Source organism: Nonomuraea sp. NPDC059194 (genome assembly GCF_042754765.1).
In the GTDB taxonomy this organism is placed as follows: domain Bacteria; phylum Actinomycetota; class Actinomycetes; order Streptosporangiales; family Streptosporangiaceae; genus Nonomuraea.
Genome location: NZ_JBHZBH010000002.1, coordinates 308,496 through 322,156, shown reverse-complemented (window position 1 = coordinate 322,156; position 13,661 = coordinate 308,496). Strand labels below are relative to the sequence as shown.

Annotated in this window: 17 protein-coding genes; 13 read left to right on the top strand and 4 right to left on the bottom strand. The window is 71.4% G+C overall.

Features of this window, described 5'->3' with window-relative positions:
• The first annotated feature begins 43 nt into the window (after positions 1–43).
• Genes ACFXJ8_RS04235 through ACFXJ8_RS04225 form a run of 3 tightly spaced genes read left to right on the top strand, consistent with a single transcriptional unit; the run spans position 44 to position 2,222 of the window.
• Entirely contained in the window at positions 44–391 is a 348-nt protein-coding gene (locus ACFXJ8_RS04235; protein WP_379642338.1) for a GntR family transcriptional regulator, read from the top strand.
• Entirely contained in the window at positions 388–1,365 is a 978-nt protein-coding gene (locus ACFXJ8_RS04230; protein WP_379642337.1) for a hypothetical protein, read from the top strand. Before ACFXJ8_RS04235 ends, ACFXJ8_RS04230 begins: the two co-directional genes overlap by 4 nt.
• Positions 1,365–2,222, top strand: coding sequence for a CPBP family intramembrane glutamic endopeptidase (locus tag ACFXJ8_RS04225; protein ID WP_379642561.1), 858 nt, complete (start codon positions 1,365–1,367; stop codon positions 2,220–2,222). The genes ACFXJ8_RS04230 and ACFXJ8_RS04225 overlap by 1 nt, the downstream gene beginning before the upstream one ends.
• 63 nt (positions 2,223–2,285) lie before the next feature.
• Here ACFXJ8_RS04225 and ACFXJ8_RS04220 read toward each other — a convergent pair whose 3' ends face one another.
• The gene (locus tag ACFXJ8_RS04220; protein WP_379642560.1) at positions 2,286–3,044 is read right to left on the bottom strand and encodes an adenosylcobinamide-GDP ribazoletransferase; all 759 of its coding nucleotides are present in this window, start codon (positions 3,042–3,044) and stop codon (positions 2,286–2,288) included.
• A 341-nt stretch (positions 3,045–3,385) separates the two neighbouring features.
• Here ACFXJ8_RS04220 and ACFXJ8_RS04215 point away from each other — a divergent pair, with 341 nt between their 5' ends.
• Complete coding sequence (locus ACFXJ8_RS04215) at positions 3,386–4,192, top strand: ABC transporter ATP-binding protein (protein WP_379642336.1); 807 nt, start codon at positions 3,386–3,388, stop codon at positions 4,190–4,192.
• 102 nt (positions 4,193–4,294) lie between these two features.
• Here the strand turns inward: ACFXJ8_RS04215 and ACFXJ8_RS04210 are convergent, their stop codons facing one another.
• Positions 4,295–5,290 (bottom strand): bifunctional adenosylcobinamide kinase/adenosylcobinamide-phosphate guanylyltransferase, encoded by a 996-nt coding sequence (locus ACFXJ8_RS04210; RefSeq protein WP_379642335.1) that lies wholly within the window; start codon positions 5,288–5,290, stop codon positions 4,295–4,297.
• Positions 5,291–5,426: 136 nt separating this feature from the next.
• On the opposite strand from ACFXJ8_RS04210, the gene ACFXJ8_RS04205 reads away from it, so the two are divergent.
• Positions 5,427–5,633, top strand: coding sequence for a hypothetical protein (locus ACFXJ8_RS04205; protein WP_379642334.1), 207 nt, complete (start codon positions 5,427–5,429; stop codon positions 5,631–5,633).
• Between the two features lie 49 nt (positions 5,634–5,682).
• Here ACFXJ8_RS04205 and ACFXJ8_RS04200 read toward each other — a convergent pair whose 3' ends face one another.
• Entirely contained in the window at positions 5,683–6,681 is a 999-nt protein-coding gene (locus ACFXJ8_RS04200) for an aldo/keto reductase family protein (protein ID WP_379642333.1), read from the bottom strand.
• Between the two features lie 37 nt (positions 6,682–6,718).
• Between ACFXJ8_RS04200 and ACFXJ8_RS04195 the strand changes: the two genes are divergently transcribed.
• The gene (locus ACFXJ8_RS04195; RefSeq protein WP_379642332.1) at positions 6,719–7,771 is read left to right on the top strand and encodes an SMI1/KNR4 family protein; all 1,053 of its coding nucleotides are present in this window, start codon (positions 6,719–6,721) and stop codon (positions 7,769–7,771) included.
• A 10-nt stretch (positions 7,772–7,781) separates the two neighbouring features.
• Positions 7,782–8,129, top strand: coding sequence for a hypothetical protein (locus ACFXJ8_RS04190; protein ID WP_379642331.1), 348 nt, complete (start codon positions 7,782–7,784; stop codon positions 8,127–8,129).
• A gap of 84 nt (positions 8,130–8,213) precedes the next feature.
• Here ACFXJ8_RS04190 and ACFXJ8_RS04185 read toward each other — a convergent pair whose 3' ends face one another.
• A complete protein-coding gene (locus tag ACFXJ8_RS04185) occupies positions 8,214–8,798 on the bottom strand; it encodes a DUF3043 domain-containing protein (RefSeq protein ID WP_379642330.1) in 585 nt (194 codons plus the stop codon).
• A gap of 152 nt (positions 8,799–8,950) precedes the next feature.
• Here ACFXJ8_RS04185 and ACFXJ8_RS04180 point away from each other — a divergent pair, with 152 nt between their 5' ends.
• The 6 genes from ACFXJ8_RS04180 (at position 8,951) to ACFXJ8_RS04155 (ending at position 13,660) form a co-directional block, all read left to right on the top strand.
• On the top strand, positions 8,951–9,751 hold the full coding sequence (locus ACFXJ8_RS04180) for a PspA/IM30 family protein (RefSeq protein ID WP_379642329.1): 801 nt from the start codon (positions 8,951–8,953) through the stop codon (positions 9,749–9,751).
• On the top strand, positions 9,748–10,026 hold the full coding sequence (locus ACFXJ8_RS04175) for a hypothetical protein (RefSeq protein ID WP_358123869.1): 279 nt from the start codon (positions 9,748–9,750) through the stop codon (positions 10,024–10,026). Before ACFXJ8_RS04180 ends, ACFXJ8_RS04175 begins: the two co-directional genes overlap by 4 nt.
• A 3-nt stretch (positions 10,027–10,029) precedes the next feature.
• On the top strand, positions 10,030–10,929 hold the full coding sequence (gene htpX, locus ACFXJ8_RS04170) for a zinc metalloprotease HtpX (protein ID WP_379642328.1): 900 nt from the start codon (positions 10,030–10,032) through the stop codon (positions 10,927–10,929).
• Positions 10,930–10,932: 3 nt separating this feature from the next.
• Entirely contained in the window at positions 10,933–11,490 is a 558-nt protein-coding gene (locus ACFXJ8_RS04165; protein WP_379642327.1) for a hypothetical protein, read from the top strand.
• A gap of 43 nt (positions 11,491–11,533) precedes the next feature.
• Positions 11,534–12,847 (top strand): alpha/beta fold hydrolase, encoded by a 1,314-nt coding sequence (locus ACFXJ8_RS04160; protein ID WP_379642326.1) that lies wholly within the window; start codon positions 11,534–11,536, stop codon positions 12,845–12,847.
• An 84-nt stretch (positions 12,848–12,931) separates the two neighbouring features.
• Positions 12,932–13,660: an SIMPL domain-containing protein gene (locus ACFXJ8_RS04155; RefSeq protein ID WP_379642325.1), complete on the top strand. Its 729-nt coding sequence runs from the start codon at positions 12,932–12,934 to the stop codon at positions 13,658–13,660.
• Position 13,661 lies beyond the last annotated feature (1 nt).

The window sequence follows — 13,661 nt, the reverse complement described above, 5'->3', positions numbered from 1 at the left end:
CACCAATGCCCCATCGCAAAATGATGCTAGTGTTAATAGCACCATGTTGCTCACGCTCGATCTCAACGATCCCCGGCCCCTGCACGAACAGGTGGCGGGAGCGATCAGGCGCGCCATAGGCGAGGGCTCCTATCAGGCAGGCGACCGCCTCCCGCCGGCCAAGGACCTCGCCGACGCGCTCGGCATCAACGCCAACACCGTGCTGCGCGCCCTGCGCGACCTGCGCGACGAGGGCCTCCTGGAGTTCAGGAGAGGCAGGGGGGTGAGCGTGGCGGGCGTCCCGACCGGCCGCGCGCTCATCGTCCAGCGCGCCCGCGACCTGCTCGAGGAGGCCAAGAAGTACGGCTACAGCCGCGACGACCTCATTGACGTACTGAAGGAGCTGCCATGACCAGCAGGAACCGCGCGCTGCTCGCCACGGGGGTGTGGGGACTGACCGTCTCCGCCGTCCTCGTGGCGCTGCCCCTCGCCGTGCGCGACAGGCTGCCCGACCCCATTGCCACCCACTGGAGCGGCTCCGTCCCCGACGGCAGCATGTCCTTCACCCAGAACCTGCTGTTCACCGCCGCCATGGCACTCGCGGCCCTGGCCCTCATGGCCGGCATCGCCCTGCACGGCAGGGCCTTCGAGCGCAGGCTGAGCCGCGCCTACTGGTGGGGCGGCCTGTTCGGCTGGGGCTGCCTCGTGATCGGCATGGAGCTGTCGATCGTCTTCGCCAACCTCGACATCCCGGTCTGGACCCAGGCCAGGAACGTCGGCTGGCACGTCGTGGCCGTCCTGACCGTGGCCGCCGCCGTGGGCGTGCTCGCGGGCTTCCTCCTCAGGGGCGAGCCCGACCAGTCCGCGCCCGACGGCGAGGCGCCGCCCAGGCTGCGGCTGCGTCCCGGCCAGCGTTCGGTGTGGGTCAGCCGCGTCTCCAACGCGTGGCTGGTCGCGGTCACCGTGGGCGCCGCGCTGCTGACCGTGGCCTGCGGCGTCCTCACGCTCATGGGGCTGATGCCGGGCGCGGGCTGGCCGCTGCTCGGCGTGGCGGCCTTCGTGCTCGCGTGCGGCCTGCTGACCTCCTCCGCCACTGTGCGGATCACCGAGGACGGCGTCGCCGTCGGCTTCGGCCCCCTCGGCTGGCCGGTGCGCCGGATCAGACTCTCCAAGATCGAGCGCGCCTGGTCGGAGCAGCGCGTCCCGAGCCAGGTGGGCGGCTGGGGCATCAGGGGCCTCCCCGGCGCCGCGGCGATCATGCTGCGCGGTGGCGACTGCCTGATCCTGCGTTACCGGTCCGGAGGTCAGCTCCTGATCAGCGTCGACGACGCCGCACGCGGCGCCGCCCTGCTCAACGCCCTCATCGACGAAAGGGTCAGCGCGTGATGGCGCTCTTCCTCCTGGTCACCTTCGGTACGGCGTGGCTGGCCGCGCTACCCCTGTGGCTCGGCCAAGGACTGGCCGACCCCCTGTTCGGCCCGCTGATCGGGCTCATGATGTTCACCCCCACCCTGGGCGTGCTGGCCGTCTGGCTGGCCAGGCGCACGCCGTTCCGCGCATGGGCGAGGCAGACGGGCCTCACTCTCGGCGAGCGCCCGCGCCGCACCGTCGGCCTGCTGCTGGCCGCGTGGGCGGCCGTCCCCCTGATCGTGTACGGCACGCTCGCCCTGACCGCGGCCCTCGGCCTGGTCACCCTCGACCTCGGCCGCAGCCTCTTCGCCTCGGTGCTCGGGGCCTCGGCCGACCCGCACACCGCGCTGATCGTCCAACTGCTGGTCTCGACCCTGCTGCTGCCGATCCTCAACATCGTCCCCATGCTGGGGGAGGAGTGGGGCTGGCGCGGCTGGCTGCTGCCGAACCTGGTCGCCTCGCGCGGAGTGTCCGGCGGGCTGGTGCTGTCCGGGGTGATCTGGGGGCTCTGGCACGCGCCCGCGACCGCGCTCGGCTACAACTACCCGGCCATCGGCCCGTGGTCCGCCCTCCTGTTCGTGGGGTTCTGCGTGCTGGCCGGGATGCTGTTCGGCTGGCTGCGCCTGCGCACGGGCAGCCTCTGGCCCGCCGTGATCGGCCACGCGGCGCTCAACCCTGCCGCCGCTCTCGCCCTCCTGCTCGGCGACGCGGCCGACCCGCCCAACACGGTGTTCGCGGGCATCACCGGCCTCGTCGGGTGGGCGGTGCTGGCCGTCATCGCGGCGCTGGTGTTCAAACTGTCGCCGGTACGGCAAGCGCAGCCGGTCACCTGAACTGTTGTCGCAGTTGGGCAGGACAGCGCGCACCGGCTGTCGCTGTAGGGCAGGCGCAGCCGGTCAGCTGAACAGCGCGCACACGACGAGCACCACGGTCGTCGCGGTCTCGACGAGCGCGCCCAGCACGTCGCCCGTGACGCCACCGAGCCTGCGCACCGCGTGGGCGAGCAACCCCACCGCCGCACCCAGGCCCGCGAGCACGGCCAGCGGGAGGACGACCCCTCCCGCTCCGCCGAGTCCGGCGAGCCCGCCGAGTCCGGCGAGTAGGGCCGCGACCAGCACGGCCAGGGTGGCGGCGAGCGCCGTGCCACGCCGTACCGTGCCGGCCACCATGTCGCCGAGCCCGCCCGGCCGTGCGGACGGCACCCCCCGCGTGCACGCCCATGTCAGCGCCAGCCGCCCGGTCACGCAGGCCGCGACCAGCGCGACCGGGCCGGTCTCGGCCAGCGCCGCGCACTGCACGATCAACGTGAAGACCAGCGTGACGACCCCGAACGGCCCGATGTCCGACTTTTTCATCACATCGAGGGCTTGGGCGGCGGGCCTGCCGCTGCCCAGCCCGTCCGCCAGGTCCGCCAGCCCGTCCAGATGCAGGCCCCTGGTCAGCAGCGCGAGCAGACCGAGCGCCAGCGCCGCCCCGAGCAGGTCCGAACCCGGCAGGGCAAGCGGCAGGCAGCTCACGGCCCCGAGCACCAGCCCGACCACCGGCGCCAGGACCATCGCCTGCCCCGCCACCTCACGGTCGACCCGATCGACTCTGACGGGGAGGACGCTCAACGTCCCCACCGCGAACCGCAACCCGTCCGCCCACCCGGTCATGACCGCCGATCCTACGGTCACCGCGCCCGCCTCCCTCGCCCCGCCGAAGTCTCAGTGCGTCCGCCGAGTCCCTAGGCGTCCCTCATGGCGTCCCCTCAGACGTCCGTCGGAGTCTCGGGACGTCCGCCGAGTCCCGGGCGCTCCCGGGAAACTCGGGGCATTCCCTGGAGTCCCGTGTGTCCCCAGCGTCCCTCGGGGCGCGTCCCTCTAGTCCCTCGGCGTCCACGGGCGTCCTCCCGGTCCCAGGGGGTGCCGAAGTCCCGCCCGGCGGGTGGGGCGGCCGCCGACATCGAGAGGACCCGCGGGCAGGATCGGGCCCGGATGGTCGTTAGGGTGTGCGGATGCATGCCGTGGAACTCGAAGGTGTCAGTGTCAGGGCGGTCGGCAAGACCCTGCTGGCAGGGATCGACTGGCAGGTCGCCTACGGTCAGCACTGGGTGATCCTCGGTCCCAACGGGGCCGGCAAGACGACCCTGCTGTCGCTGGCCGCCGCCGTACGGCATCCCAGCGAGGGCACGGCCACCGTCCTCGGCCGCCGGATGGGCAGGGTGGACCTCCGCGAGCTGCGCAGGGACATCGGCCTGGTCGCGGCCAGCCAGCGCCTGGTGGACGAGGCGCTGCTGGAGGAGGAGGCCGCGACCGCGCACACCGTGGTGCTCACCGGTCACACGGGCACGAGCGCGCCGCTCTGGGACAGGTACGGCGAGGCCGAACACGACAGGGCCCACGCGCTGCTGGCCGAGATGGGCTGCAAGGATCTGGCCGACCGGCTGTTCGTGGTGTGCTCGCAGGGGGAGCGGGCCAGGATCAGGGTGGCCAGGGCGCTCATGGCCGATCCGGCGATCCTGCTGCTGGACGAGCCGTTCGCGGGGCTCGACTTCCCCGCCCGCGAGGACCTCATCACCGCGATCGAGGACCTGGCTGGACGCGACGGGCTCACGACGGTGACCGTCACGCACCACCTGGAGGAGGTGCCCGCCACGACCACGCACGCGCTGCTCATGCGCGACACCCGCATCCTGGCAGCGGGCCCGGTGGAGGAGACGCTGACCGAGCAGGCGCTGTCGGAGTGCTTCGGGCGCGAGCTGCGCGTGGACCGGCTGGACGGCCGCTGGTCGGCCCGCGCCGTCCGAAACGCCCGTCCCTGACCACGGGTTCTTCCCACCCGGCGGTGCGCGCCCTGCCACCGTCTCGGGGTGCCGCCTCAGGTAAGGGCGCAGGCAGCTGGCCATCGGCACCCGGGGTGCGGATCAGGTGAGGGGGAGCAGGCGGCCTGCCACGACGAGCGTGACGTCTTCCGACTCGGCCGCCAGTCGCTGGTTCAGGCGGCCGAGCGCGTCGCGGAAGGCGCGTCCGCTGGGGGTGGAGGGGACGACGCCGAGCCCCACCTCGTCCGACACCGCGACGATCCGCTGAGGGGTCGAGCGCCAGGCCTCGACCAGCTCGTCGCAGCGCCGTACCACCTCTTCGCGGCGTGAAGGCTCCTCCCACGCGCCGGCCTCGTCGAACATCGCCGCCAGCCACGTCCCGAGCCCGTCGACCAGCAGCGGCGTCGTGGCCCGCGCGATCGCGTCGGCCAGCCGGGTGGTCTCCTCGTTCGCCCAGTGGGCCGGACGTCTGGCGCGGTGGGCGGCCACCCGCGCGGCCCACTCGGGGTCGCCGTCGCCCGAGGGGCCGGTGGCGAGGTAGGTGACGTGGGGCTCGGCCGCCAGCCGTAGCTCGGCCTCGTCGGACTTGCCCGAACGCGAGCCGCCGAGCAGCAGCGTGCGGCGGGGCGGAGCGGGGGCGGGCGGGGGAGCGTGCGCGGTGTCCAGGACGGTCCCGTCCGGTACGGCCCGCGCCCCCCACATCGCGAGGCGCCTGGCCAGCTCCGGCTCCGACCTGACGCGGTGGTCCAGGCCGACGGCGATCACATGGGTCGTGTCGGTGACGAGCCCGCGCCTGCGCAGGTCGCCGAGCACGGAAGGGTCGGCGAGCAGGTCTGCCAAAACGAGATCACACGTGACGGGAGGAACGGGAGCGCTCGACGACAGGTCGAGGAGCCTGGAGCCGTCAGGGGCGACGACGAGGGAGCCGCGGACCTCGTAGCCGGGCGGGGGCGCCTCCTGCCCCAGCGTCAGCACGCCGTCGACCTCGACCCGCAGCGGGGCGCGCCAGCCCGGCGGCAGTCCCGCGCACGAGACGCATCCACACCCGGGCGCGGGCCAGCCGTCGCGCCCCGCCGTACCGATGAACCTGACAAGCACGCCTCACAGCGTGGCACGCCTGCCCGACCGGCGCGCACGGCGGTGTCCAGAGACGATCGCCGATAATCACGCGGCGGTATGGTGCGGGTGACGATGTGTGTGAGCTCGGCGATCCCGCGGACAAGGAGCGTATGGCATGACATGGCGCTGGCGTTATGAAAACGCGAACGGCGGCGAAGTGACCGACCGCCAACTGCCGCGCGAGGTTTTCCCCAGCCAGGCCGACGCCGAGTCGTGGCTCGGCGAGAACTATCGTGACCTGCTGGAATCGGGGGTCGAGCAGGTCGCTCTGCTCGACGAGGAACGGGTTGAATACGCGGGTTTGTCGTTGCGAGCCGAGTGAATGAAAAACCCCTTGGACGCCAAGGGGTTTTTCGTTTCATGGCTGACCGCTATGGCCGTGTGGCCGGAGAGACGGTCTTGGCCGGGTCGCGCTCGATGATGGGGCCGAGCACGTCGTCGATCTGCTTGAGCACCGCGGCGTCGAGCTTGACGCCCGCCGCCTTGACGTTGTCGCGCACCTGCTCGGGCCTGGACGCCCCGACGATGGCGCTGGCGACGTTGGGGTTCTGCAGCACCCACGCGATCGCGAGCTGGGCCATGGACAGGCCGAGGTCGGCGGCGATCGGCTTGAGCTCCTGGACGCGGGTCAGCACGTCGTCGTTCATGAACCTGTCGATCATCTTGGCGCCGGTCTCGTCGGTGGCGCGCGAGCCCGCGGGCACGGCCTGGCCCGGCAGGTACTTGCCGGTCAGCACACCCTGCGCGATGGGCGACCAGACGATCTGGCTGACGCCCTCCTCCTCGCTCAGCGGCACGATCTCCGTCTCGATGACCCGCCAGATGGCGTTGTACTGCGGCTGGTTGGACACGATGCGGTCGAAGCCCATGTCGTCGGCGATCTTCAGCGCCTGGGCGATCTGGTCGGCGGTCCACTCGCTGACGCCGACGTAGAGGACCTTGCCCTGCCGTACGAGGTCGTCGAAGGTCTTGAGGGTCTCTTCGAGCGGCGTCGTGTAGTCGAAGCGGTGGGCCTGGTAGAGGTCGACGTAGTCGGTCTGCAGGCGGCGCAGCGAGCCGTTGATCGACTCGGTGATGTGCTTGCGCGACAGGCCGCGGTTGTTGGGGCCGGGGCCCGTGGGCCAGTAGACCTTGGTGAAGATCTCCAGCGACTCGCGCCTGAGCCCCTTCAGCGCCCGGCCCAGCACCTCCTCGGCGCGCGTGCCCGCGTAGACGTCCGCGGTGTCGAAAGTGGTGATCCCCTCGTCGAGAGCGGCCTTGACGCACTCGTTGGCGGCCTCCTCCTCGACCTGGGAGCCGTGGGTGATCCAGTTGCCGTAGCTGATCTCGCTGACCAGGAGACCGCTGCGGCCGAGGTGACGGAATTCCATGCACTCGACTGTATCGGTTCGGGATAGTGTGCCCCGTGTGGTGAAGCTTGTACGGCTCGCGCTGACCGCCGCCATCCTGGCCGCCATCGCGGTACGGCTGCGCCGCCGCCGCGCGGGCGTCACACGGGAAGGCCGGGCCGAGGAAGCGCCCAGACGGCGGTGGTGGCCACGCTGGATGATCGCGGGGGTGGCGCTGGGGGCGCTCGCGACGGGCTCGCTCGCGCTGGACGCGTGGGTCTTCGGCAAGCCGCGGGAGCAGCCACGGAGGTGGACGCCCGAGGCGACACCCGTGGTCATCGAGCCCTTCTCCTGCGCGGATCTGGACGGCATCTGCAAGACAGCCATAGCGATCGCGATTGAATCGCTCCCTCCGTGCCCGGACGAGGACGGCGAGTGCTTCTTGTCGGGCGTGAGAAAGAAGGAGCCGCTGGAGTTCGAGACGTCCGCGCCGCCATCTCGGCCCGAGCTCCTGTTCGAGGCCATCACCACGGACGACGCCTCGTGCCACCCCGAGCGGCGCCCGCCCGCTGTACGGCCTGTCGACCCCCGCGTGAAGCGCCTGGTGGAGCGGCAGTGGCGGCGCATCGAGGGCTGGCTGGCCGCCAACGCGCCCAGGTCCCACAGCAGCCTTGGCCGCCCGGCACGCGCGAGCACGATCGCGCTGGCCGAGTCCCAGATGGGCCTGCGCTTCCCCGACGACCTGCGCGCCTCCCTCCTGCGCCACAACGGCGGCCTCTCCCTGCCCTCCCACCACACCACCGGCATCCGCGAGATCAGGGACACCTGGCGCTCCCTGTGCGAGTCAGACGACTTCGACGACGGCGGCGACCCGAGAGGCGAGTCGTGGGACGGCCAGATGATCCCCCTCGGCCCCGTAGGCTTGGGCGGCTACCTGGTGCTGGACTCCGAGCGAGGCGACCTCGGCAGGATCCTGAAGGCCGAGTCCATGTACTTCGGCGGCGAGCCGTGGGCACGCTCCTTCCACGCCCTGCTCAAGCACACCGCCGACGCGCTGGAGTCGGGAGGCGTCGTCGACGGCCACCGGCCGACGGTGATCTCCGGTGAGCTTGTCTGGGAGTACGTCGGGTAGGGTGCCGCGGGTGCTCAAGCTCCTGCGGTTGGCGCTGACCGCGTCCGACAGCTGGCGGCAGATGTGCGCGGGCGACACCGTGACGGCCGCCGACCCCCGCGCCGAGTACTGGAACGGCAGGATGATCCCGTTCCAGTACTTCCACGACCCCGTCAACGACGAGCGGCAGCCCTACGGCGTGATCGACTCCGCGGTGGGCGACACCGGGTGGGACGACGGCACGGCTTCGGTCTTCCCCGGACGGTCGTATGTGGAGCTGCTGCGGGCCAACGCCGACGCCCTGCGCGACGGCACCGCGATCGACGGATGGCGGCCCCGCGTGGTCCGCGGGGCGCTCCGGTGGGAGCCGCCCGAGTGACCTGCCGCTTTTGCGGAAACTTTGCCGCACATGCCGGTGCGGCCCACGCCTGAGGGGCGCGGGCCGTACCGGATGAGGCTGAGGTCAGGCCTTGGGCGGCGCGGGCTTGCCGCCCGGCAGGAACTGCGGCGGAGGGAAGCGGAGCCGGCGGATCTGCAGCGCCCGCATGGCCGCGTAGAAGCCGACGCCCCGCAGCTCCTCGTTCGGGAACTTCTCCGCGGCGAGCTTCTTGACCTTCCACGACACCCAGATCGAGGTGGCCAGCACGCCGACCATCATGACCGGCCAGCCGACCGTGATGACGCCGAAGTAGACCAGGTTGCGGATGTCCGGCGGGAAGGGAATCCACGTCAGCAGCAGGATCACCAGCGAGAACGGCAGGAAGTACTGGCTGATGACACGCCGCGAGTCGACCCAGTCGCGGGCGAACTTGCGCACGGGGCCCTTGTCGCGGGCGGGAAGGTAGCGCTCCTCGCCGCGCAGCATGCCCTGGCGGGCCTTGTCCCGGTCGGACGCCTGCCTGGCCCGCATCTGCCTGACGGCCTCTTTGCGGTTGGCAGGCGCGGTCACCGGTTGGCGCCGACGCCCTTCGGCGTCACGGCGCTTCGGGGTGGGACGTCCTTTGCCCTGGGGCTTAGGATCGTCAGTGGGGACGGGGGATTCGTCCACTGAGGTCTGGGAACGGCGTCGCAACACAGCGTCAACCCTACCTGGAGTGCAACTTAGTGACGCCCCCGTGCGTTATGCGTAGGGTAATCCCAAGGCGGCTGCGCTGCACTGGGTGACCACAGCACGACCTAAGAAGGGGACGGCCGACGCGCATGAGCGTGATGAAGAGACTTTCGATGATCTTCAAGTCCAAGGCCAACAAGGCCCTGGACAAAATGGAGGATCCGCGCGAAACCCTTGACTACTCCTATCAGCGGCAGCTCGAACTGCTGCAGAAGGTGCGCAGGGGTGTGGCTGACGTCGCCACGTCGCGCAAGCGGGTGGAGTTGCAGATCAACCAGATCGAGCAGCAGGCCACCCGCCTTGAGGACCAGGGGCGCAAGGCGCTGTCGGTCGGGCGCGAAGACCTGGCGCGCGAGGCGCTGACCCGCCGCTCCAGCCTGCAGACCCAGATCGCCGACCTCCGGGTTCAGCATGACAACTTGCAGGCCGAGGAGGAGAAGCTCACCACGGCCTCCCAGCGGTTGCAGGCGAAGGTCGACTCCTTCCGGCACAAGAAGGAGACCATCAAGGCCACCTACACCGCGGCCGAGGCGCAGACCCGCATCAACGAGGCGTTCTCCGGCATCTCCGAGGAGATGGGCGACGTCGGCCTGGCGATCCAGCGGGCCGAGGACAAGACCGCGCAGATGCAGGCCAGGGCCGGCGCGATCGACGAGCTGCTGGCCTCAGGCGCGCTCGACGACTTCAGCGGCAGCCGTACCGACGACATCCAGGCCGAGCTCGACCGCATGGGCGGCGGCCGCGACGTCGAGCTGGAGCTGGCCAAGATGAAGGCCGAGCTCGGCCAGGGTTCGGCGCCCCAGTCCTCGATCGAGCAGGGGCAGCCGCAGGCCCAGCCCCAGCCGCAGTCGCAGACCCAGCAGTTGCGCCAGCCCGGGGAGCCCGCATGATCGTCAGAATCATGGGCGAGGGGCAGGTGCAGATCGCCGACTCCGACCTCGGAGTGCTGAACGAACTCGACGGTGAGCTCGAGGCGGCCATCGAGGCCGACAACGAGCCGGAGTTTCGCGAGAAGCTCCACGCTCTGCTCGACAAGGTGCGCCACGTGGGCAAGGCGCTGCCTGACGACAGCCTGGAGCCGTCCGAGCTGATCCTTCCCCCCGCTGACGCCTCGATCGAGGAAGTCAGGGAGATGCTGGGCGACTCGGGGCTCATCCCGGGCTAGCCCGTGAGCACCCGGTTCGCGTCCGACCGCGGCCTCACCAGCCGCATGGTCGTGACGATGTTCCTGCTGGGGTTGCTCTACGTCGTCTTCGTCGGCGCCCTCATCGCCTTGGGCGTGCGGGCGCTGAGCGTTCTGCTGATCGCCGGTGTGATGCTGCTGGCGCAGTACTTCCTGTCCGACCGGATCGCGTTGTTCGCGATGGGCGGGCGGGAGGTCTCGCCGCAGGAGGCCCCGGAACTCCACGGCCTGATCGACAGGCTGTGCGCGATGGCCGATATGCCCAAGCCGAGGGTCGCCGTCGCCGACTCCGACGTGCCCAACGCCTTCGCGACGGGCCGTAACCAGAAGAAGGCCGTCGTCTGCGTGACGACCGGCATCCTGCGCCGCCTGGAGCCGAAAGAGCTCGAAGGCGTGCTGGCGCACGAACTCTCGCACGTCGCCCACCGCGACGTCGCCGTCATGACGATCGCCTCCTTCCTGGGCATCGTGGCCGGCCTCATGACGCGTTTCGCCCTCTACAGCGGCCTGGGCAGCCGCCGCGACGGCAACCAGGGCGGCCTGCCCATCGGGCTGATCGTCATGCTGGTCTCGATCGCCGTCTACGCCGTCAGCTTCCTGCTGACCCGCGCCCTGTCCCGCTACCGGGAACTGGCCGCCGACCGGGCGGGCGCGCTGCTGACGCAGCAGCCGTCAGCGCTGGCCAGCGCGCTGACCAAGGTGAGCGGCGAGATGGCCAGGATCCCCACCCGCGACCTGCGCGAGGCCGAGCCGTTCAACGCCTTCTACTTCGCGCCCGCGCTGGCTCCCGGCAAGGCGCTGGCGCACCTGTTCTCCACCCACCCGCCGCTTGAGCGCCGCCTGGAGAACCTGGCGAAGATCTCCGCGCAACTCGGGAAGGGCTGAGCGATGGGCTGGCTCGACGTGATCCTCGGCAGGTCCAAGCCGGTCAAGCCCAACCTCGACGCCTTGTTCGCGCTGCCGTCCGCGGCCGTCACACTGCAGGCGGCCACCGGGCTCGCCCCGACGGGAGTGGGATCGGTCAGCTACCGGGCGGCCGAGGGTGGCGCGTTCGCGACGCTGGAGGGCGATGTGAAGGCGCTGCTCGGCGACCGCGTGGAGGAGACGCGCGACGACTACGGGTACTCGTGGCTGGTGGTCAGGCGCGCGCCCGAGGCGGTCGGCGACCTGGTCACCGAGCTGCACGCGGTCAACTCGTCGCTGGAGGACGCGGGCTTCGGTCCCTCCCTGCTGTGTTCGCTGGTGTCCTTCGCCGACCCGCGGGGACGTCGGCTGGCGGTCGTCTACCTGTACAAGCGGGGCACGTTCTATCCCTTCGCTCCGCTACGCGGCCAGACCAGGGACAACGCGCTGGAACTGGAGGCGAGGGCGGCTCTGTCGGGCGAGCTGAAGATCGAGGAGGACCTCAGCCGGTGGTTCCCCGTGTGGGGCGCGCCCGGCCTCTGACCCCCTGCCCATTGTGTGTCACTTTGGGTGATTTAATGGTGACATGGAGCGACGGCTTACTCTGGGCGCCGCCTACGCGTTCGTCGTCGGGGCCGTCCTCTACAGCGCCTGGCTGCCGGGCCAGCTGGCCGCGCCCGCCCTCGACCGGCTCGACGGCTACATCGGCGAGCTGGCCGCCCGCGACCAGCCGTGGTCCAGGATGTTCAGGGCGTGCGACGGCCTGGCCGGGCTGGCCTGCATCGGGGCCGTCGCCCTGGTGGCCAGGGTGCGCGAGGAATGGCAGGGCTGGCTGGCGATGGCCCTGTTCGGGCTGTTCACCGCCCTCGCCGCGCTCTTCCCGCTCGACTGCGCCGACTGCGGGCGCGCACCCTCCCCGCAGGCCTGGCTGCACGTCCTGTCCGGCGGCGCCGCCAACGCGGCCGTGCTGGTCGCGATGGTGCTGCTGAGCGCCGCGTGGCGGTCGGCGGTCGGCTGGGGGTTCACCGCCGTCATGTTCACCGCCAGCGGCGTCACGCTCGTCGCCGACGTGCTCGGCGGCTACGCGGGGCTGGCCCAGCGCGTCCAGGCGACGCTGATCGCCGTCTGGCTGATCTACCTGGCCACCAGGCTGCTCGGCGCGGCCACTCCGCGGGTGGTGACGGGGCCGATGCACGTCGTCAACGAGGGCGCGGGCCACCCCGTCCTGGTCAGCTCGGGTCCCGCGGGCGCGTGGTTCCACGCCGACGAGGTGGCCGAGGGGCTGCGCGATGGCCGCAGCGTCATCCGCTTCGACCGGCCGGGTCTCGGCCGCAGCCCCGCCGCCCTCACCCCACCCACCCTGTACGGCGAGGCTGCCCGCCTGGCCGCCCTCGTTCCCGACCCGATCAGGGCCACGGTCGTGGCGCACTCGGTGGCCGCCTGGCACGCCGAGGCCTTCGCCAGGCTCCACCCGTTGCGCGTGGCGGGCCTCGTCCTCGTCGAGCCCGCGTGCGAGCTGCGCAGGCACCGCAGGGCGCTGCCTGCGGGGCTCGGCCGGTGGCTGCCCGCCTTCGGCGCCACCTGGGGCGCGACCGCGCTGGCCAGGGTGCTGGGGCCGCCGCTCCACCGGCTGAGGCGCGGCGCGGTGGACCCGTACGGCGTCTACGCCACCGGCAGGGTGGCCGCGGCGGCGGTGGGGGAGTGGCTGGCCCACAGGGACATGGCTCGCACGCTGTGGAAGCTCAGGCGGGAGCGCCCTCTTCCCGCCGTGCCCGTGACGGTCATCAGCGGCGGACGGCGGAACTCAGGCCACGAACGGCTGGCGGCGGCGCTCGGCGCGCGGCTGGTGCGAGTGCCGCACCGGGAGCTGCCCGCCGCGGTCGTCGAGGCCTGCCGGTAGTCGGCGGGCTGCTCGTTCCATGATCTGGTCAAGTGGCCGCGTCGGTTCACGCGCACGCATCGGACCGATGGTGACATGGCGCCTATGATCAAACTTGCTGACGCGCTGGCGGCCTCGGCCCTGGCGATCGGGATGATGAGCACGCTCGGCGGCACGGCTCAGGCGGCATCCGCGGGGCCGGAATCAGCGAGGGTGGTTGTGGACGAGACGAGAAACCAGATCGCCGTCGTCGGACAGGGCGCGATCTCCGCGGCTCCCGACATCATGCGGCTGTCGGTGGGCGTCGAGGTACGCAGGGCCACCGCGGGCGAAGCGTTCAAGGCGGCCAGATCCGCTTCGGCGACGCTCACCAGGGCGCTGGTCAGGGCCGGGGTGTCCGCCGACGACCTGACCACCAACGAACTGTCGCTCGGCCCCGAGTACGAGAGCTACCCGAAGGTGACCGGCTACCGCGGAGCCCAGGGCGTCGACGCGATCGTCCGCGACCTGTCGAAGGCCGACAAGATCATCGACGCGGCCGCCGCGGTCGGCAACGAGGTCAGGCTCAACGGCATCACCTTCGAGGTGTCCAACCCGGGCAGGCAACTGGAGGCGGCGCGCGCCGCCGCGTTCAAGGACGCGGGCGTCAAGGCCAAGCAGTACGCAGCGCTGGCCGGACGCCAGCTCGGCGAGGTGCTCGAGATCAGCGAGGAGGTCACGGGCGGTCCCACGCCCGTGCACCTCACCGGGGCGCTCGTCGAGGACAAGGCGTCGGTGAGCCCCGGCCGCCAGACGCTGGGGGTCAACGTCCGGGTGGTCTACCGGCTCCGCTAGT

Bases quoted from the DNA above. Each gene is read 5' to 3' on its own strand.
- ACFXJ8_RS04235 (WP_379642338.1), top strand. From the start codon at position 44: ATGTTGCTCACGCTCGATCTCAACGATCCCCGGCCCCTGCACGAACAG.
- ACFXJ8_RS04230 (WP_379642337.1), top strand. From the start codon at position 388: ATGACCAGCAGGAACCGCGCGCTGCTCGCCACGGGGGTGTGGGGACTG.
- ACFXJ8_RS04225 (WP_379642561.1), top strand. From the start codon at position 1,365: ATGGCGCTCTTCCTCCTGGTCACCTTCGGTACGGCGTGGCTGGCCGCG.
- ACFXJ8_RS04220 (WP_379642560.1), bottom strand. From the start codon at position 3,044: ATGACCGGGTGGGCGGACGGGTTGCGGTTCGCGGTGGGGACGTTGAGC.
- ACFXJ8_RS04215 (WP_379642336.1), top strand. From the start codon at position 3,386: ATGCATGCCGTGGAACTCGAAGGTGTCAGTGTCAGGGCGGTCGGCAAG.
- ACFXJ8_RS04205 (WP_379642334.1), top strand. From the start codon at position 5,427: ATGACATGGCGCTGGCGTTATGAAAACGCGAACGGCGGCGAAGTGACC.
- ACFXJ8_RS04200 (WP_379642333.1), bottom strand. From the start codon at position 6,681: ATGGAATTCCGTCACCTCGGCCGCAGCGGTCTCCTGGTCAGCGAGATC.
- ACFXJ8_RS04180 (WP_379642329.1), top strand. From the start codon at position 8,951: ATGAGCGTGATGAAGAGACTTTCGATGATCTTCAAGTCCAAGGCCAAC.
- ACFXJ8_RS04175 (WP_358123869.1), top strand. From the start codon at position 9,748: ATGATCGTCAGAATCATGGGCGAGGGGCAGGTGCAGATCGCCGACTCC.
- ACFXJ8_RS04165 (WP_379642327.1), top strand. From the start codon at position 10,933: ATGGGCTGGCTCGACGTGATCCTCGGCAGGTCCAAGCCGGTCAAGCCC.
- ACFXJ8_RS04160 (WP_379642326.1), top strand. From the start codon at position 11,534: ATGGAGCGACGGCTTACTCTGGGCGCCGCCTACGCGTTCGTCGTCGGG.
- ACFXJ8_RS04155 (WP_379642325.1), top strand. From the start codon at position 12,932: ATGATCAAACTTGCTGACGCGCTGGCGGCCTCGGCCCTGGCGATCGGG.